Genomic DNA, 17,521 nt, shown 5'->3' with positions numbered 1-17,521 from the left:
GCGGAAGTTCGTGGAGGGGGTTGATCAGGCGGCCTTGAGCGGGGTTCCTTCGTAGGTCCAGCGGTAGGGCTTGGCGGTCTCGTTGTGTCCGATGACGTATGCCTCCAGCTTCTCGATCAGGTCGTCGCGGCTGGCGAAGTCGCCGTGCCGCACGACCCGGCGGGTCAGGGCGGAGAAGAACAGCTCGACCTGGTTGAGCCAGGAAGCGTGCGGCGGGGTCCAGCGGACGTGCCAGCGCGGGTGCGCGGCCAGCCACGCCTTGGTGTGCTTGGCGGTGTGGGAGGAGCCGTTGTCGAGCACGACGTGGATCTCCTTGCCACGAGCGATCGCCCGGTCGAGCTGGTCCAGGAAGGCGGTGAAGGTCGCCGCGTTGTTGCGGGTGATCACCTCAGTGAGGACCTCACCGGTGCGCACGTCGAGAGCGGCGACGAGGGAGGCGGTGCCGTGACGCCGGTACTCGAACTCCTGCTGGACGGGTTTACCGGGGCGTGTGGGACGACCGGGATGGCGGCGTGAACGGGCGGCGATCGCGGTCTTCTCGTCGATGGAAAGCACCACCGCCCCCTCCGGCGGGTCGAGGTAGAGGGCGCACACCCCGGACGCTCGCTGCCAGAAGTCGGGGGTGTCCCGGCGGGTAAGCCAGCCGCGGACCTTGTGCGGCTTCAGGTCCAGACCGGCCAGGATCCGGCCGACCTGGGAGGCGGAGACCGACACGAAGCAGGTGTCGGCCACGCGCTGAGCGATGGCCCGGTGTGACCAGGTCGCCTCCGGATGCGGCGGCATGCTGGTTGCCGTGGCCACGATCGCCACGCGGACCTCGGGCCCGTAGATCTTCGGCCGTCCCGACCGTTCGACGTCCCGCAAGCCGTCCAGGCCCTGTGCGGCGAACCGCCCGCGCCACTTGCGCGCCGTGTTCACGCTGACCTCCAGCTCCCTGGCGATCGCGCCATTGGCGAGTCCGTCCGCCGCCGCGAGTACGATCCGGGCCCGCAACACCGCCCGCACCTCGGACTTCGCCGAGGCCACCGTCCGCACCAGCCGCTCGCGGACCCGCGAATCGATCGCCACCGCCACCGCTGTCCCCGTTTGTCGCCCACCCTCCACGGCCAACGATCATGGCGGGCCGCTGCCGCACCCGGCAGGATGGGCCCGTGCCGAAGAACCCCCCGGAATCGATGCAGCACCACCTGCGCCAGCGTCTTAACCGCCACGCCCGCGAACGCTGGCCCCAGGTGGACGCCATCACGGTCCGCTTTCGCGCAGGATTCGCCTATGTGGCAGCCGAGTTGCCCGGCGAGGAGAGTCTGCCGCTGTGTCGACTGCGCTTCACCGGCGTGCTGCACACCTGGGGCTTCGCCCTCTATCTGGCCAGCAACGACAGCTACCGGGACAACATCCTGCCCAGCGGACTGCCAGTCGGCTCTCCGGAGGAAGCCCTGGACTGCGCAGGCGACCTCTACCTCAACGCTCTCGCGCCGGCCATTCGGGTGCCAGCAGGACTTGTCGTCCTCGTCGGCCCACCAGCCTCGGGCAAGACCAGCTTCGTTCGGGCACTGATCGCGCGTCGGCAGATCGACGCGGAAGCCGTGGTGTCCAGTGACGAGATCCGCGCGGAGCTTTTCGGCACCTCACCCGCGGAAGCGGAATCCGACGCGGCGGACGCACGGATCTTCGAGGAGCGTGACCGCAGGATCGTCGCCAGGCTCGCCACCGGACACCACGCAATCGCCGAGTCAACGAACGTCACCCCGCAGGCACGCGCACGACTCATCGCCATCGCCAGGCGCTTCAACGTGCCGGTGACCATGCTGCGATTCAACCCGGACGTCACCGACCTCCTCCAGCAGTACACCGAGCGAGGCCGCACCGACCTCACCGCCGCAGATGTCCACGCCTACGCCGCGGCCATGGCCCGAGACGCCAGTGCCGACCAGCTCCGCTCCGAGGGCGCAACCACCGTTCACGATGTCCCCGGACGTGGCCAAGCGACCACGCCCGCCGCAGCCGCCGCGCAATTCTCCTTCGCCTGACACATCCGACGTGTCCAGACCTGCCTACCAACACCCCTCCACGAACTTCCGCGGAGCAGCACTAGGACCGACGAACTGACCGTTGACCGCTGGTACTGGGCACCGTGCTGGGCGTTGAGGGTGCGTCGGCCGTTGTCGGCACTTCTGCCGTGGGCGGGCGATGTGACGCTTCGACTGCGGCTCACGGCCCCGGCGGTTGTTCCCGGGCGGCGAAACGGATCCATGGCCTGTGCCCGTCGTCGCAGTTCCGGGGGTGGGTTCGGTGCGGGCCGCCGCGTACCCGCCGTCGAGCGTGCGCGGGTGTCTACCTCCCCCGCCCCCCTGCCAGCGCCGGGTAGCGCAGCTCCAGCCCGAGCACAGCCGCGGGCGGCTGCTCGTGGTAGCGGACCCAGAACGGTGCCGCCCCCCGCTCCGCCTGGGGGTGGCAGCGGTGGCAGAGGAGGCCGCGGGTGAGGCCGGTGTGCGGGTCGTGGTCCTCGGTGTGGGCGGGGCGGCCGGGTGCGGGGGTGGCACCGCAGACGGCGCAGCGGCTCTGGTGGTAGGCGAGGAGGCGGTCGGCGGGCCGCTGGCGGTGGTCGTACGGCGGCACCGGCCAGGACAGGTAGGCCGGGGCGCCGACGTTCCAGCGCTGCTCCCACTGCGCCCACATCCGCTTGCGGACGGCGCAGCGTTCGCAGTCGGCGGGGCAGCCGCCGTCGGCGGGTGGGCAGAGCGGGGCGGCGTCGAGGGCGTGGCGCAGGTCGAGGCGCAGGCGTTCGAGGGGTGGGACGTCCGGCGGGGCCCAGCCGTCGGGACCGGCGGGTGGGAGGGGGTGGTCGAGGAGGACGGCGGGGGCCATGGCCAGGCGGTCGGGGGTGACGGTGTTCGGTTCGAAGATGAGTTCCGGCACCCGTGCGGCGATGGCTTTGACGATGCGTCCGGGCATGGTGTTGGAGTCCAGGCGTCGGCCGTTGCGGCTGGTGAGCAGGGGGCGGCGGCCGGTTTCGGGGTCGCGGCCGTCGACGCGGTGGGGGAGGTAGTCGGCGATGGCCTGCCAGACCTCGCGGGAGGGTTGGTGGGTGATGGTGCCGTCGCCCTTGGGGGCGGGGCAGGTGAGGGTGCGGATCCGGCGGTGCGGGTCCTCCTCGTTCAGGTCCTCCAGGTCGATGCCGACGGCCTGGCGGGGTCGCAGGCCGTCCAGGAGGATGTGGACGAGCAGGCGGTCGCGGTGCGGGGCGGTGTCGTAGGGGCCGCGGCGGTGGCGTCCGGGCAGGACGTCGTCGGCCGCGTACTGCAGGGCGGCGGCCTGTTCGAGGGTGAGCGGCGCGGTGCGGGGCAGCGCGGCGGGGGCAGGGCGCAGGGCAGCGGCGTTGAACGGGGGCTGGGGGATGTGGCCGGCGCCGGCGGCGTAGGCGTAGAAGGCGGCGAGGGCGGCCAGGCGCCGGGCGGGGTTGTGCAGGGAGACGCGCGGGGCCAGGGGGCGGCGGGAGGGCCGGTCCGGGTTCGGGGGCCGCAGGGCCGGGGCGTACGCCCAGGTGGAGGCCGTCGACTCGTTGGCGTTCCAGGCGCCGATGCCGGTGGTCTCCTCGGTGAAGTACAGCCAGTCCCGGACGTCGGCCTCGTAGCGGATGGGCGTGGTGCCCTGCAGGGCGCGGCCGTGCTTGCCGAGGCCGGCGGCGAGCCACTGGGCGAGGACGTCGTACGGGTCGGGGCGGGTCACCGGGAAACTGTATGCGCGGGACGGGGCAGGTTTGTTAGCTTGCCCGCCGACAAGTGGCCACGACCGCGCTGGCAGGGCCGGTCCAGGGGCGGGGTTCGGCCGCGGCGTCCCCAGGTGCGGGCCCGTGCCGGCGTCATCGAGACCCCGGCCTCGTCCTCGGACACCAGCCAGGCCCCGAGCGCCGCCGCTAGGCCTTTACCTGCGGCCACACCTGCTTCTTCCACACCTCGATCGCCCCGTCGTCGCGCTCGATGACCCGGCGGACCGGCTGCTGGCACGACCAGCCGTTGCGTGGCATCAGCTTCCACACGCCCTGGACGGTGTACGAGACGTGGAACCGGCGGCCGATCAGAGTCTTGATCCGCGCCAGCGTCCACCGCTGGTCCTCCCAGCCGTGAGCGAGCGGACCCTTCTCCAAGTCCCGATCCACCTGGGCGAACTGGCGCTCACTGAGCCGGGACGGCGACTGCGGTCCCTTCGATTCCAAGCCGGCCGAACCTCTTTGCCGCCAGGCCTGACGCCACCGCTCCACCGATCGCACGCTCACCCGGAGGTCAGCCGAACACCGTCCTGCACTGCGACATGAACAAGCGCCTCGACCTATCAGGCGTGACCATTCCCGGTCAGCGTGCCGCCGTGAGCGAGCGAGCCGAGGCGGACCCCGCCACCCGCTGAGCAGAATGATCACTCACCCAATGAGTAGACAGTGTCTATGAATGATGGTAGACACTGTCTATGACTGATGGGAGCTCCCTTCGGGAGCGGTTGATCGATGCCGGGGTCGACCTTGTGCTGACCGAGGGCTCCGCGTCCGTGGGCCTGCGGGAAATAGCCCGTCGGGCGGGGGTGTCGCACGGGGCGCCGCGTCGGTACTTCCCCACGCACCACGCGCTGCTCTCGGCTATCGGCCGTCGCGGCTTCGAGGATCTCGCGGCCATGTTCGAGGCCGCGGTCGTCGGCACGACCACACCGCGTGGCCAGTTGGAGGCTCTCGCGCGGGCGTACGTCGGGTACGCACTGGAACGCCGCGGCATGTTCGAACTCATGTGGCGGCACGACCTGCTCGACGGCGCGGCGCAGGCATCGGACCAACCGAGGCTGCGCGAGTCGACCCTCCCGCTGTTCGGACAGTTCACCGGACTCGTCGCCCGATGCCGATCGGAGCGGGATGCCGCGCGACGCGCCGACGGGCCGAACGAGGCCGGACCGCCGCCTGCGGTGACCGCCGCCGCCCTGTGGTCAAACCTGCACGGCATCGCCCAGCTGTGGGCCTGGGGCAGCTTGCAACTCGCCCTCGGCGCCCCACCGCTGGACGGCGACCCCGACGACGACCAACGCGACCGGCTCATCGCGGCAGTTCTGGACGCCCACCTCGGCCCGGTGACCTCATGACCGCACCCGCACAGCGGCAGATTGCACTTCTGGTCAGCGTGGTCGGCGCGGTGATCGTCGCACTGGACGGGACCATCCTGCTCATGGCGCAGCCCGGCATGCAGCGTGATCTCGGCGCGAGCGTGGCGCAGATCCAGTGGACGAGCACCGGCTATCTGGTCGCCGTGGCCGCGTTACTCGTGATCGCCGGGCGCCTCGGGGATCGGTACGGGCACCCGCGCCTGCTGTTCGTCGGCGTCCTCGGTTTCGGGGCTGCCTCGGCCGGGATCGCGCTCGCGCCGACCGTCGGCTGGGTGATCGTCCTGCGCGCGGTGCAGGGCGGGTTCGCCGCGTTCCTGCAACCTGCGACGCTCGCGCTGCTACGGCTGGCGTATCCCGCGGACCGGCTCGGCAAGCCGATCGCCATCCGCACCAGTGCGATCGCGGTGGCGGCAGGGTCCGGTCCGCTCCTGGGCGGTGTTCTCGTGGCTCATCTGGGATGGCGCGCCGTCTTCTGGGTCAACGTGCCCCTCGCGTTCGTCATCGCCGTCCTCGCCCTCGCCGTACGGACGCCGGCACCTCAACGTGCCGACTCTCCACGGCTCAACCTCACCAGCGCGGGCCTGCTAGCGGTCGCGCTCGCAATCCTGGTCCACGCCTTGGCCGACGTACCCGCGCGGGGGTGGACCGCCGCGCCGACGCTGCTCGAATGCCTCGCCGTCATCGGCATCGCAACGGTGCTCACCTGCCACGAACGCCGCACCACACACCCGATCGTTCCGCTGGCCGTAGCGCGGTCCGTACCGGTGACCGCGTCGATGGCGATCCTGCTGGTCACCACCGCCAGCCTGTTCGGCGCGCTGTTCAGGGCCACCTTCTATCTCCAGGACGTACTTCGACTCGACCCACTCGACAGCGGTCTGCGCGTACTCCCGCTGACCGTGCTCATGGTCCTCGGCTCACCTGCCGCGGTTGCCGCACTGCGCCGGTACGGTGCGCGCCGCACCGCGATCGCCGGTACGGTCCTCGTCGTGGTCGGCGTCGCGGGGCTGTCCCGGCTCGGTCCCGCCAGCACATGGATGGCCATGGCTGCAGCCTTTGCCGCCATCGGTGCCGGGTTCGCCACCGTGATGGTCACCGCCACCGGGACCGTCGTCGGTGACGCGCCGCCCGGGTACGCCGGGGTCGTCAGCGGACTCAAGCAGACCGCCATGAATATCGGGCCGACCCTCGGCATCGCCGTCGCGGCCAGCGCAGCCGGCACGGCTGCTTCAACCATGAGCTCCACTCTGCTGATCCTGGCCGCACTCGCCGCTCTCGGCCTGCTGCCCGCGTCGCGGCTGCCCCGGCGTCAGGCCCACCAAGAAGGAGACGACACGACCGCCTCACGCCTGGCGCAAGCACCAACACCACAGGCAGCACCCGCTCGACACGCAAACAGTTGAGCAACCGCCGAACACACCCAGGCTGATCCGATCATGTATCAGACCGATCTTCGGGGTCGGCAAACGATGGCAGGCTCAAAGGGTCAGTGCATCACACCCCGTAAGTGACCATGTTTGGGTGGAAATGCACGTGCGTGACTGTGGTTTCTCGGCGGCTCAGCAGGGGGTCCAGCCAAGGTACGTGCAAAACGGGCCATGACGTGATCTTGAGGCCCTGGTCCGGTCCGCCAGACATGTACCACCGCCGACTGCCATCCGTCCTAGGTATCGGGTTTTCGATCTTCGACCGGGAGCCAGAGTGTGAGTATGCCCGCGCGGGCGGGGGTCGCCCGCGTCGGCTTCGGGTTGGGGTGCCGGTAACGACCGTGTCATGAGCCCCAAATGCGGGTGATCTTTGGTCGTTTGTCCGCGTTGACCTGGGGTTGTCCGGCATGATGCGGGGCCATGGGGCGGCAGCCGGTGGGCATGGACGAGCTGGTGGAGCACTGGACGGTGCTCGATGACGAGGTGGACCTGGTCGCGGGGAAACGCGGCGGGACGCGCGTCGGCTTCGCGCTGCTGCTGAAGTTCTACACCCGGCACGGCCGGTTCCCCCGGGGCCGGATGGACTTCGCGGACGTGGCGCCCAGGGTACTGACCGGCTGGCGGCAGCGGGCGGTGGTCGAGTCCCCCTCCCACCTTCGCCGCCGCTCGCCGGAGTCCGCGGTCACCCTGCTGGCCGCGCTGCTGGTCGAGCGGGAGCGGGAGGTGACGGACTGCCTGGTGGACCTGCTGATCGCCACCGTGCACCGGATCGGCGCCCGCGCCGAGCAGAAGGTGACCAACGAGCTGATCAACGCCTTCAAGCGGGTCTCGGGCAAGGAGAACCTGCTGTTCCAGATCGCCGAGGCCTCGCTCGCCGAGCCGGGCGGCGAGGTCCGCGAGGTGGTGTTCCCGGCGGTGCGCGGGGGCGAGCAGACGCTCAAGGAGCTGGTCCACGAGTACCGGACGAAGGGCCCGGTGTACCGGCGCACGGTGCAGACCACGCTGAGGGCCTCCTACACCAACACCGGCCCGTGCTCGACGCGCTCGCCCTGGTCGAGCGGTACGCGAAGGCTGGGAACACCACCTATTACCCGCTGGGCGAGAGCGCCCCCGAGCACCGCGGCACCAAGGGGCAGTGGGCCGATCTGCTCGGCCCGGCCGACCGGCGCGGCCTGACCCCGCTGTTCTGGGGCCACGTCCGCCCCTATGGCGAGGTCAAGCTCAACCTCGCCTCACGCCTGGAGATCGGCCGCGCCGACCTGGGCGGGCTCGGCTGCTGACCCTCCAGTTCGAATGAAAAGGATATGGACATGAGTGGCGAGCAACCCTGGCGGCAGTGGCACGCGAAGGCGCCGAGGTGCCCCGCCGGCGTCGACTGGTCGAAGTTCATCGGCCGCCGACTGGAGATCACCGACGGGTGGATGAACAGCGGCTTCCGCCCGGAGAGGTTCTCCGGGACTGTGGTGGCGAACACCGCCGGTACGCCCGAGGGCCACCTGACCTTCGACAACGGATTTGTCTTCGGCCCCGAGTACTGGGGCATGTACGACCTGGACCGCGGGGACTGGGTGCGCTTCACCGCGGACGGCTGCGAGTGGTTGGCCGATGACGAGGAAATTCCGGGGGGAGTCCGGTCCTGCCGACGGCGCACGATGACCGGCGCAGCAGGCAGGGCTACCGTCTGGGGGCCCGGGATCCGACCTGGGACACCGGGGCCGAGGAGATCGGGCGCTCTGGGTACACCGCATCCAGCAGACTGCGGACAAACTGATCGGGGTCGTCCAGGCCGGCGGCAGCCAACGTGCGGGGACCGTCCGCCAGCAGGTGGAGGATGGCACCGTGCAGGGCGAGCGTGACGCTTGCGGCCCGCTGCGGGGTGACGGGAAGCCCGGCCGCCCGCTGGGCCCGTTCGAAGCCCGTGAAGTCGGCGGTGGCGATCTGGTCGAGGATCGCTGACAGCCAGGGCTTGCGAGCGGCCTCGGTCTGCAGTTCCAGGAAGGCGAGCATGCGGGGGCGCCCCGGCCCGGCGAGGTTCGCGAGCAGCCCACGGAACATGGACACCAGGCCCTCGCGGTCGGTGGGCCCCGCTTCGGAGGCTGTCACCTGTGCCGTTATGGCGTGGTACTGCTCCACACACCGCTCCGCCACCGCGCGCAGCAGGGCATCCCTGGTCGGGAAGTAGTTCTTCGCGGTCCCCAGTGGCACCCTCGCGGCTGCGTCGACGGCCCGGTGGGTCAGACCGCGCCCACCAGCCTCTGCCAGCACCGAGATGGCCGCGTCGCCCAGCAGATCACGACGATCCTGATTCACAGTCAATTCCCTTTGTCTGTCGACACCTTGTATGCGCCGCCCAAGTGTGTTACCACAGATGTGGTAGTCGGCAATGCGGCGGCGAGTACCAAAAAGTCGCGGTGACCGCCTATGGGCCCCGCTCAACTGCGGAGGGGCCTCATCCACGCGGACAGTTGGAAGAATGGGAGAACGATGGAAACACGAGACCACGACGCCCCCTGGGGAGCCACCCGCATGGCGCCGTATGCCGAGACCAACCCGGTTTCCCTGCTTACCCCGGTGATCGACCCCGAGACTCAGATCGCCGTGATCATCGACGGGGCCGGCCACATGGTCGAGCTCGGCAATTACCTGGCTACCAGTAGCCCCTCGAACTCCACAAGCACCAACGTCAGCAGCAGCACGCAGAACTCTACGAGCACGAGTGGTCCGGATAGCTACGACTCCGACAACAACTCCGACTCAGACAACGATTCGGACTCGGACCACAACCCCAGCGGCTGGTGATGACAGACCCGAGTGGGTCGGTGTTGGTACTGACCAACCACCATGACGTGACGGCTGACGTGGTCCTGCGCATCCTCGCGGAACGTCAGGTCTCGGTGGTGCGTCTCGACCCCGGGGTCGACCTGCATGCAGGTGCTGCGCTGACCGCCACATATCGCACAGGCGATCAGCGCGGCACCTTACGCACGCCAAGCCGAGAAATCGACCTCACCGAGGTTCGCTCCGTCTGGATACGCCGCCCCTCGCCCTTCCAAGGTCCAAGCGGCCTGGATGAACAAGACCGTCGGTTCGCCGGATCACAATCCCAGTGGGGCGTCGGCGGGATCCTGGCGTCGCTCCCCGGAGCCCACTACGTGAACCACCCATGGGACAACCGGGCGGCGGAGTACAAGCCGGCCCAGCTCGCCACCGCACAGCGCAGCGGTTTCTCGGTCCCCAGCACCTTGATCACCAACAACCCTGACCAAGCGCGGGAGTTCATCGCCCATCAGGCCGGTGGAGTGGTCTACAAGCCGCTATGGAACACCCCGTACAAGGTTCACGGCCAGGCGCAACAGGTGTGGGTGCGGGAGGTGCGGGCGGATGAGATCACGGCTGCGGTGGCTGCCTGCCCCCACCTGTTCCAAGTCAAGGTGGAGAAGGAATGCGACGTACGGGTCACGGCTGTTGGCAACCAGCTGTTCGCGGTCCGGATCGACAGCCCTGATCTCGACTGGCGGCAGCGCCAATCCTTGATGGAGTGCGCCCCGATCGACATCCCCGCCCGGGTCGCGCGCTCAGTTCTCGCCTATCTCGCCACCTACCGACTCGCCTTTGGCGCGTTCGACTTCGCCGTCACGGCTGCCGGCGACTGGTACTTCCTTGAGTGCAACCCCAACGGACAGTGGGCATGGCAACCCGACTCGATCACCGACTCGATCGCCATCGCTATCGCTGACCAACTTCAGAAGGGTCCCGAAACGTGAACCGGCCTGCCATCTGAATGTCGGCCGTAGCCAGATGAGTCGGCCAGAAGTAGGTGAGCCTGGCTTGCTTACTCTGCGGTTGAATGGCGCCGTGGGGGCGGAATCGGTCGATTCCGCCCCCTCTCGCAGATCCAATCGGCTCGGCCCGTCGACCTGCCGGAACCGGCCGCCGATCCAATCGAATCCGGTCCACTGTTCCGCCTCCCCGTTCCGCCCCCGCTAGGGTGGTCCGCGGACACCGCTGGGCCCCGCTCGGCCCACCCGGGGAAGGCGAAGAGCACATGGCCGACCGGCTCTACCTGCGGCACTCCACCGACAAGCAGACCGACGCCCGCCAGCGCCACGCCCTGGCCCCGCTGCTGGCCGCCGGCGCCCCCGTCTACGAGGACCCCGCCACCTCCACCCGGCAGCTCTCGCTCGACCGCGCCGGTTTCACCCGGCTGCTGAACGAGGCCGCCGTCGGCGACACCGTCCGCATCGCCGACGCCGCCCGGCTCTTCCGCTCGGTGGCGGACATCCTCGCCCTGCGGCCGGTGCTGATCCGCCGCGGCCTGCACCTGCGGGTCGAGTCCGGACTGCTGTCCGGCATCGACCTCGCCTCCGACGACCCCGGCACCAAGATGATGGTGAACGTGCTCGCCGCCGTGCTGGAGTTCCAGCGCGACATGATCTCGGAGAACACCCGCGAAGGCGTCGCCGCCGCCGAAGCCGCCGGCAAGACGCTCGGCCGCCCCGCCGCGCTGAGCTAGTACCAGGCCGCCGACGTCGTGGAGGCGTTCGGTAAAGGCACTGCCGTCAAGGCCCTCGCCCGCCAGCACCAGGTCGACCCGAAGACGATCCGCCGCATCCTGGACGCCGCCGGCGCCCGCGAACTGCCCAAGCAACTCGACGTCCTCCCGGCCGACCCCAGTGAGCAGGCCGCGCCAGCGCCGGACCCGGACGTGGTGCTCGACCTGCCCGGCTTGCTCGCCGACCACCTCGCCATCGCCGGCACCGAGGCCGTCCGCCAGGCGCTCGCCTCCGGCCGGGTCATCCGCCGCGGCCAGGGCCACTCGCTCCGGATCACCGCGCCGCTCGAACTCCACCGCACCGCTCTCCAGCAGAGCGCGGCCCTGGCCGCCGAATCCGCCGGGCCCGCTGCGCGTAAGGCCTACCGGGTCTACGCCGCCCGCATCACGGCTGCCGAGTAGCCGTCGGCGCATTTGGGGCTGACACGATCGTTAACGGCACCCCTTCTTCGGGTGGCGAGCAGACGGGGAGGCCGGCTGCCAGGAAGGCGCGGTGGTCGTCGGAGAACCGGATGCCGTACTCCTCCTCGATGCGCTCAAACTCGTCATCGCTGAGGCCAGGTTCAATGGTGCAGCAGTCGGCCTGCCGCAGGCGGCGGGCGGCGTCGGCTCCGAGACGGGCTCCGTCGATGTTGATCACAGCCGAACAGGAGTGCCCTTGTCGGCCCAGAGGTTCAGGTGGGGCCGCTCGGACTATCGCGGGCAAGAAACCGTGAACCATGGTCGCGCAGGATCACCATCAGATCGCGACGGCGGATGAACTCAGAGCACCAGATCACAGACTCCTACCAGTGCTGGACTCCCGAGAGGGAACATTCGCCGCCGAGGGCCGGGACGACAGGTTCTCGGCAGCAATGCTTTAGACAATCGCCGAGGCGTTCCACCCGCGAGGCTGCAGGGTGGCCGGTGTACGTGGGGAAAGTGGGGGGAGGGGCGCGCGCGATTCTTCTAGGGGAGTGGGTGGGGTTGGCAGTTGTCTAAAACAAGCCTCAGGGTATTCTGAGTATCGGGTTCCTTGCCCGAGTCCCCCTCGGGAGGATCGCCAGCGCCACATTCGCCGCCCGCGAGAGCGAGCTGTGGGGCGCGGGTTCGACCGCGGTGGCCTCGGGCTCCACGCACTTCCGCTCCTGGGACCAGAACCTGTTCACCGAGTGGCACTCGCGCTACGGCGGCCGGGGCGTGCTGGTGTACTGGCACGTCGAGCGCGGCTCGGTGGTGGTGCACTCCCAGACCCTTCGCGCGTCCGCGTCGGAGGTCGCGGCGATGGTCGAGGGGGGCGATCCGGCACGGCACGACGATGAGCGTGGAGGGCAACTGGGGTCCGGCCCAGGTGCCTGCGAAACCCACATTGAGATGATCTCGTAGGCCGATCCGCCGTCAGTTGGTCTGAAAGGCGGCGAAGTCGGCATGGGCCGCTTCGACGGCTTCGGGGTATGCCTGGCGCTTCTCGTGCTCGGCGAGCGCCCGGTAGATGCTGGCCAGGCCGGGGTTCTGGCCCTTGCGCTTGCCCGTGGGGATGATCAGGTCCGGGCGGATCTTCTCGACCGACTCGCCGGCCGCCCGACGTCGCAGCACGGTGTGCAGCATGTCGTCGGTGATGACGGGCGGCCGGCCACCGTGCTTGCCCTTGCGGGCGGCGGCGTCGAGCCCTTCGAGGGTGACCTCGCGGATGCTCTCGCGCTCCGTCTCGGCCATCGCGGCGAAGAACCCGAACAGCATCCGGCCGGGGCCGGACGGGTCGTAGATGCCGGGCAGCGGCCCGGCCAGCATCTCCAAGACCAGGCCGTGGGCGGTGAGGTGGTCGGCCAGCGCGGTGAGCTCGGCGGCGTCGCGGCCGAGCCGCTTCATCTCGTAGACGGTGAACAGCACGCGGCAGTGCGGGGCGTGGGCCTTGATCTCGCGGGCGAGGGTGAGCGCGGCCTCGAACTGGGGGCGGACCCGGATGCGGGTGCTGATCTTCTCGGAGAAGATCTTGTCACGGGGGATGCCGTGCGCGCTGAGCGCGTCCAGCTGCGACTGCAGCTCTTGCGTGAGGTGGCTGCAGCGGGCGTACCCGATGCGGATGTCCGCGCCAGGGGTGTCCGTCTCGGGCGCGGCCGGCGGCGGGGTGCCGGGCCTCCAGGGTTGTCCGGGGCCGCGGTCGGCCGGGGTCGGCACCCGCAGCAGCTTGGCAAGCCGGGCCACCTTCTTGAACCGGCCGGTGTGGTAGATCCCGGCGACCGCGCCCGAGCGCGAGCGGCAGGGCGAGCCGGGCTGGACGCCGCAGCGCGGGCAGTCGTGGCGCTCGACGTCGTCGGCGTCGCTCTCGATGGCGTCCTGAGGGCCCGTCACACCCGAAATCCTCTCACGAACCATTCCCAGAACAGGGGTCCGGCACCACTTGGGTGAGAACGAGTTCTGAGAACCGATTGGGCGCCCGGGTCACCCCTGGTGACCCTTTCCGGTCTTGCTCCCGGAAAGGACCGTTTGTGCGAATCAAGGCGGGGGCGACCGTGCGGCTTCATAGGCCCTGCCGTCGCGCTCACCCCCTTCGGTAGGGTCGCGAAACCTTAATGAGTGCAGCGTTTGCCTATAGGTTGTAGGTAGATGCATATTGACTATAGGCAAACTGAGAGTGGGTGATGGTTGTGGTTCGGGCAGGACTGAGCCCGGAGCGGCTGACGCTCGCTGGTGCGGAACTCGCCGATGAGGCCGGTTTCGGCCAGGTGACCCTGTCCGCGCTCGCCCGGTGTTTCGACGTGAAGCCGGCGAGCCTGTACGCGCATGTGAAGAACTCCCACGAGCTCAAGACCCGGATCGCGCTGTTCGCACTGGAGGAACTCGCCGACCGGGTCGCCGAAGCCGTGGCCGGGCGCGCGGGCAAGGACGCCCTGACAGCCTTCGCGAACGCCTATCGGGACTACGCCCGGGCGCACCCCGGCCGGTACGAAGCCGCGCGGTACCGGCTCGACCCGCAGACTGCCGCGGCCAGCGCCGGCGTCCGGCATGCACAGATGACACGGGCGATCCTGCGCGGCTACGACCTGGCTGAGCCGGACCAGACGCACGCGGTCCGCATGCTGGGCAGCGTCTTCCACGGCTATGCCTCCCTGGAGGCGGCCGGCGCTTTCGACCACACGGACGTCGCCGCTCAGCAGTCCTGGGCCTGGACCCTTGACTGCCTCGACACCGCATTGCGGAGCCGGTGCACCCCAGAATCAAGAGTTTGAGGCAATGAGCACCGAACAGAACCTGATCACCACCCCCGTCACCGCCGACTTCCTGCGCGGGCACCTCGACGTGGAAGAGACTGCCCACGGCCTGCTGCCGCACCGGCTGCCTGCCTGGGCGCGCCGCCAGATCCCCGACGACCTGCTGGCCGTGGCCGAGGCCCAGCCCTCCGGTGTCCGGCTGGCCTTCCGTACTAGCGCCACCACCATCCGCCTGGAGACCCTGCCCACCAAACGTGTCTACCGGGGCTTCCCGCCCCCGCCGGACGGCATCTACGACCTTCTGGTCGACGGCCGCCTCACCGCCCAGGCCACCGTGGACGGCGGGAACCTGCGCACCATCACTGACATGCAGACCCAGACTGCGGAATTCACCCCGGGCCCCGTCGGCACCGCCCACTTCACCGACCTCCCCACCGGCGAGAAGGACATCGAGATCTGGCTCCCGCACGCGGAGATCACCGAGGTCATCGCCCTGCGCACCGACGCCCCCGTCGAGCCCGCCCCGGACAAGGGGCGTCGGGTGTGGCTGCACCACGGCAGCTCCATCAGCCACGGATCCAACGCCGTCTTCCCCAGCACCATCTGGCCCGCGCTGGCCGCCTCCGCAGGCGATGTGGAGCTGATCAACCTCGGATTCGGCGGCAGCGCACTGGTCGACCCGTTCACCGCCCGCGCGATGCGCGACACCCCCGCAGATCTGATCAGCCTCAAGCTCGGCATCAACGTCGTCAACAGCGACGCCATGCGCCTGCGCGCCTTCGCCCCCGCCATCCACGGCTTCCTCGACACCATCCGCGAGGGCCACCCCACCACCCCCTTGCTCCTGGTCTCCCCCATCCTGTGTCCGACCCACGAGAACACCCCCGGACCTCTCATGCCGGATCTCTCCAGTGGAACCCTGAAGTTCAAGGCCACCGGTGATCCGGCCGAGACCGCCGCCGGACGGCTGACGCTCACGATCGTCCGCGACGTCCTGGCCGACACCGTCAAACAGCGGGCCGCCGAAGACCCCAACCTCCACTACCTCGACGGACTCGACCTCTATGGCGAGAGCGACCACGACGAGTTCCCCCTGCCGGACGCGATCCACCCCAGCCCCGAGGGACACCGCCGCATCGGCAAGAACTTCGCCAAGCTCGTCTTCGCAAACAACGGGCCCTTCGCCATCACGACCGGCTGCCCCGGATAACCCGTGCCCGGCGGGGAGAGCGTGTCGTGATGACGGTGACCGCGCCGATGGTGCTCGTGCCCACCGGCGACCCGACCCCTGTGGAGAAGGCCGTGGCCGACGGCATCGCCGCCGACTTCGACCCCCCGAGACCTTCCTGTGGATCGTCTTCCACCGCCCCGACGGCGGCGCCCGAATCTGGTACGCCTGGACCGCCGGCGGACACCCGCTCGGCGACCGGATCGACCACGCCGCGCTCGCCGCCGGGTACGACTGCTCCGACGGATCGGCAACCGCCACCTGACCAAGCACACCGGGGCCGGATCACGATCGGCGCCTACCCACTGTGGCTCATCGACGCCGATGTCCGGAGCGGGTGCGCGCGCCCGAGACCGAGCGGGACGGCCTGCGCCGGCTCATCGACCGCCTGGTCCATGAGCGGCCGTCCCCGCTCCGAGCCGACCATCGACGTCGGCCGCTGGCTCGGTGTAGGCCCGGCTCTGCTCGCCCGGCCGTAGCCGGGAGCGCCGGGGTGGTCGAAGCCGCACGCCGCGGCGTCGGCCCCGCCCCGAAGCACGTGCGGCTACTGCCCGGCGCCGACCTGGTCCTGCGGGTCGAGCTTGGCGAAGTCGACGTCCAGGTGCTGCTCGTACGCCTCCGGCGCCAGGTCGAGCTCGTGGGTGGAGTACTCGCCGAACCGCATGATCTTCTCGGTCAGGTAGGGCGAGACCTCCGCCAGGTCCTCGGGCTCGACCTTCCAGCCCTCGGCCTGCAGCTGGCGCACCGCCTGGGCGATGTCCAGGGTGTTGTGGAAGATCAGGCAGTTGCTGAGCAGAGCGTTGAACTTGACGGCCCTCTCCTGCTCGACGGGGTCGTTGTCGGTGATGACGCCCCGGTTGCCGAAGCGCACCCACTCGGAGAAGCCGTTGTACGCCTCGACCTTGTTGGTCGCGGCCGTCACCCGCCGGCGCATCTGCGGGTCGGTGAGGTAGCGCAGCAGCTGGATGGTGCGGATCACCCGGCCCACCTCGCGGAACGCCACGTAGTGGGCGTTCTTGCGCGACCCGGAGCGCAGGCGCCGCAGCAGCACCGAGGACACGGTGCCCTCGCGCACCGACAGCGCGACCCGGCATCAGGTCCTTGAAGTGCTGCTCGATGAGGTCCCGGTCGATGACGTTGCGCCCCGCCTCGCCGAACAGCGCGTCGATGTGGACGTAGGAGGTCTGCCGGGTGGGCCGGAAGAACACCAGGTCTTTCCAGTTCCTGATCCTCGGCATCAGCTCGAACCCCAGCAGGTGGGCCAGGCTGAACACCGGGTAGCTCTGGCCCTGCGTGTCCGCGTGGATCGTGGTCGGCTGGATCTCGGACTCGTTCTTCAGCAGCCCCTCGATGATGTACACCGCCTCCCACACGCCGCAGGGGATGAAGTGGGTGAACAGCGGGATGTAGGTGTCGGCGACGTGGTGGTAGGCGATGCCGCCGGGCCGGCCGTAGCGGATCGAGGTCCCGGCGACCAGGTTGTTCAGGTAGGCGTCCATGTGGGTGCCGTCGGCGGCCACCGCCGTGCCGTCGCCCCAGGCCCGGGACATGTCCAGCTGGCCGTGGGCGTTGACCACGTCGGTGATCGCCTGGTTCAGCTTGGCGACGCCCGAGGGCCACCTGACCTTCGACAACGGATTCGTCTTCGGCCCCGCGCAAGTGGTGACGCCGCCGCCGATCCGACTGGGGCCGGCAGCTGACCCCCACAGAGGGTGCGGGGAGGGCCTCCAGGTGGCGGCCGTGATGCCCGCATCCTCCGGCCGACCCCCACAAGTGCGGGGAGGATATGCCGTCTGCGGCGGAACCGGAGTAACCGCACGGCTGACCCCTGCGGATGCGGGGAACCGCGGGCCGGCACCATCACCTCGGTGTCCGACGGCTGACCCTCGCGGCGAACCTAATCAGCGACTTCATGTCAGGCGGCTGACCCCGCGGGTGCGGGGAGGACACTTCCCGACGTGCAGCGATGTAACGCCTTTGC

16 protein-coding genes and 2 pseudogenes are annotated in these 17,521 nt (G+C 69.7%); 11 read left to right on the top strand and 7 right to left on the bottom strand.

Features of this window, described 5'->3' with window-relative positions:
- Nucleotides 1-24 precede the first annotated feature (24 nt).
- On the bottom strand, nt 25-1,068 hold the full coding sequence (locus O1G21_RS40565; RefSeq protein WP_270150673.1) for an IS630 family transposase: 1,044 nt from the start codon (nt 1,066-1,068) through the stop codon (nt 25-27).
- A gap of 83 nt (nt 1,069-1,151) precedes the next feature.
- On the opposite strand from O1G21_RS40565, the gene O1G21_RS40560 reads away from it, so the two are divergent.
- Complete coding sequence (locus tag O1G21_RS40560) at nt 1,152-2,030, top strand: ATP-binding protein (RefSeq protein ID WP_270150674.1); 879 nt, start codon at nt 1,152-1,154, stop codon at nt 2,028-2,030.
- Between the two features lie 304 nt (nt 2,031-2,334).
- Here the strand turns inward: O1G21_RS40560 and O1G21_RS40555 are convergent, their stop codons facing one another.
- Together O1G21_RS40555 and O1G21_RS42025 are read right to left on the bottom strand one after the other, a co-directional pair.
- Nucleotides 2,335-3,729 (bottom strand): endonuclease domain-containing protein, encoded by a 1,395-nt coding sequence (locus tag O1G21_RS40555; protein WP_270151827.1) that lies wholly within the window; start codon nt 3,727-3,729, stop codon nt 2,335-2,337.
- Between the two features lie 47 nt (nt 3,730-3,776).
- A pseudogene (locus O1G21_RS42025) lies at nt 3,777-4,417 on the bottom strand (winged helix-turn-helix domain-containing protein); the annotation flags it as partial.
- Nucleotides 4,418-4,464: 47 nt separating this feature from the next.
- Between O1G21_RS42025 and O1G21_RS40540 the strand changes: the two are divergent.
- The 3 genes from O1G21_RS40540 (at nt 4,465) to O1G21_RS40530 (ending at nt 7,745) form a co-directional block, all read left to right on the top strand.
- On the top strand, nt 4,465-5,121 hold the full coding sequence (locus O1G21_RS40540) for a TetR/AcrR family transcriptional regulator (RefSeq protein WP_270151825.1): 657 nt from the start codon (nt 4,465-4,467) through the stop codon (nt 5,119-5,121).
- Complete coding sequence (locus O1G21_RS40535; RefSeq protein WP_270151824.1) at nt 5,118-6,545, top strand: MFS transporter; 1,428 nt, start codon at nt 5,118-5,120, stop codon at nt 6,543-6,545. The genes O1G21_RS40540 and O1G21_RS40535 overlap by 4 nt, the downstream gene beginning before the upstream one ends.
- Nucleotides 6,546-6,989: 444 nt before the next feature.
- Nucleotides 6,990-7,745, top strand: coding sequence for a hypothetical protein (locus tag O1G21_RS40530; protein WP_270151823.1), 756 nt, complete (start codon nt 6,990-6,992; stop codon nt 7,743-7,745).
- A gap of 498 nt (nt 7,746-8,243) precedes the next feature.
- Here the strand turns inward: O1G21_RS40530 and O1G21_RS40525 are convergent, their stop codons facing one another.
- Nucleotides 8,244-8,879 carry a TetR/AcrR family transcriptional regulator gene (locus O1G21_RS40525; protein ID WP_270151822.1) on the bottom strand — a complete coding sequence of 212 codons (636 nt, stop codon included), beginning with the start codon at nt 8,877-8,879 and terminating at the stop codon, nt 8,244-8,246.
- A 216-nt stretch (nt 8,880-9,095) separates the two neighbouring features.
- Between O1G21_RS40525 and tgmA the strand changes: the two genes are divergently transcribed.
- The 4 genes from tgmA to O1G21_RS40505 all read left to right on the top strand — a co-directional run bounded on the left by tgmA (nt 9,096) and on the right by O1G21_RS40505 (nt 11,523).
- Complete coding sequence (gene tgmA, locus O1G21_RS40520; protein WP_405000859.1) at nt 9,096-9,368, top strand: putative ATP-grasp-modified RiPP; 273 nt, start codon at nt 9,096-9,098, stop codon at nt 9,366-9,368.
- The gene (tgmB, locus tag O1G21_RS40515; RefSeq protein ID WP_270151820.1) at nt 9,368-10,333 is read left to right on the top strand and encodes an ATP-grasp ribosomal peptide maturase; all 966 of its coding nucleotides are present in this window, start codon (nt 9,368-9,370) and stop codon (nt 10,331-10,333) included. Before tgmA ends, tgmB begins: the two co-directional genes overlap by 1 nt.
- 281 nt (nt 10,334-10,614) lie before the next feature.
- Nucleotides 10,615-11,082, top strand: coding sequence for a recombinase family protein (locus tag O1G21_RS40510; RefSeq protein WP_270151818.1), 468 nt, complete (start codon nt 10,615-10,617; stop codon nt 11,080-11,082).
- An 18-nt stretch (nt 11,083-11,100) separates the two neighbouring features.
- A complete protein-coding gene (locus O1G21_RS40505; protein ID WP_270151816.1) occupies nt 11,101-11,523 on the top strand; it encodes a hypothetical protein in 423 nt (140 codons plus the stop codon).
- Here the strand turns inward: O1G21_RS40505 and O1G21_RS40500 are convergent.
- Complete coding sequence (locus O1G21_RS40500) at nt 11,507-11,761, bottom strand: SMI1/KNR4 family protein (RefSeq protein WP_333493575.1); 255 nt, start codon at nt 11,759-11,761, stop codon at nt 11,507-11,509. The genes O1G21_RS40505 and O1G21_RS40500 overlap by 17 nt on opposite strands.
- A 398-nt stretch (nt 11,762-12,159) precedes the next feature.
- Between O1G21_RS40500 and O1G21_RS40495 the strand changes: the two are divergent.
- Nucleotides 12,160-12,439, top strand: a pseudogene (locus O1G21_RS40495) (Tn3 family transposase); the annotation flags it as partial.
- A gap of 59 nt (nt 12,440-12,498) precedes the next feature.
- On the opposite strand, the gene O1G21_RS40490 reads toward O1G21_RS40495, so the two are convergent.
- On the bottom strand, nt 12,499-13,452 hold the full coding sequence (locus O1G21_RS40490) for a recombinase family protein (protein WP_270151814.1): 954 nt from the start codon (nt 13,450-13,452) through the stop codon (nt 12,499-12,501).
- A 296-nt stretch (nt 13,453-13,748) separates the two neighbouring features.
- Between O1G21_RS40490 and O1G21_RS40485 the strand changes: the two genes are divergently transcribed.
- Both O1G21_RS40485 and O1G21_RS40480 read left to right on the top strand, forming a co-directional pair.
- Nucleotides 13,749-14,330: a TetR-like C-terminal domain-containing protein gene (locus O1G21_RS40485; protein WP_270151882.1), complete on the top strand. Its 582-nt coding sequence runs from the start codon at nt 13,749-13,751 to the stop codon at nt 14,328-14,330.
- Nucleotides 14,331-14,334: 4 nt separating this feature from the next.
- Nucleotides 14,335-15,522, top strand: a complete 1,188-nt coding sequence (locus tag O1G21_RS40480; RefSeq protein ID WP_270151812.1) for a GDSL-type esterase/lipase family protein — start codon at nt 14,335-14,337, stop codon at nt 15,520-15,522.
- Between the two features lie 562 nt (nt 15,523-16,084).
- Here the strand turns inward: O1G21_RS40480 and O1G21_RS41940 are convergent.
- A complete protein-coding gene (locus O1G21_RS41940) occupies nt 16,085-16,615 on the bottom strand; it encodes a Tn3 family transposase (RefSeq protein WP_270151811.1) in 531 nt (176 codons plus the stop codon).
- Nucleotides 16,616-17,521 lie beyond the last annotated feature (906 nt).

Source organism: Kitasatospora cathayae (assembly GCF_027627435.1).
Classification (GTDB): Bacteria; Actinomycetota; Actinomycetes; order Streptomycetales; family Streptomycetaceae; genus Kitasatospora; species Kitasatospora cathayae.
Note: the sequence above shows the minus strand (reverse complement) of the source record. Positions and strands in the feature narration are given on the sequence as shown.